At 37.4% G+C, this 270-nt stretch carries 1 tRNA gene; it reads right to left on the bottom strand.

What is annotated here, in order from left to right:
• Positions 1 to 178: 178 nt before the first annotated feature.
• A tRNA-Ala gene (locus BN899_RS18400) sits at positions 179 to 254 on the bottom strand.
• Positions 255 to 270: the final 16 nt, after the last annotated feature.

Here is a 270-nt window from a genome sequence, read left to right as displayed (position 1 = left end):
TTCGTTCAGTTTATTATGTTACTCAAAGTTTGATATTTTAACGACTTATCTTGTCATTGATATTTTTAGAAGTTATCTTCTTCATATATAAAATGATGTCATATCACTAAATGTTATGCAGTTTTCAAAGTACTAGCGTACATCGCCAACGAACAAGTTCCGTTGCTCAAAGTACTAATGGTGGAGATGAGGAGGATCGAACTCCTGACCCCTTGCGTGCAAGGCAAGTGCTCTCCCAGCTGAGCTACACCCCCATATAGAGTTTAAAAA

Source organism: Faecalimicrobium dakarense (assembly GCF_000499525.1).
In the GTDB taxonomy this organism is placed as follows: Bacteria; Bacillota; Clostridia; order Peptostreptococcales; family Peptostreptococcaceae; genus Faecalimicrobium; species Faecalimicrobium dakarense.
Note: the sequence above shows the minus strand (reverse complement) of the source record. Positions and strands in the feature narration are given on the sequence as shown.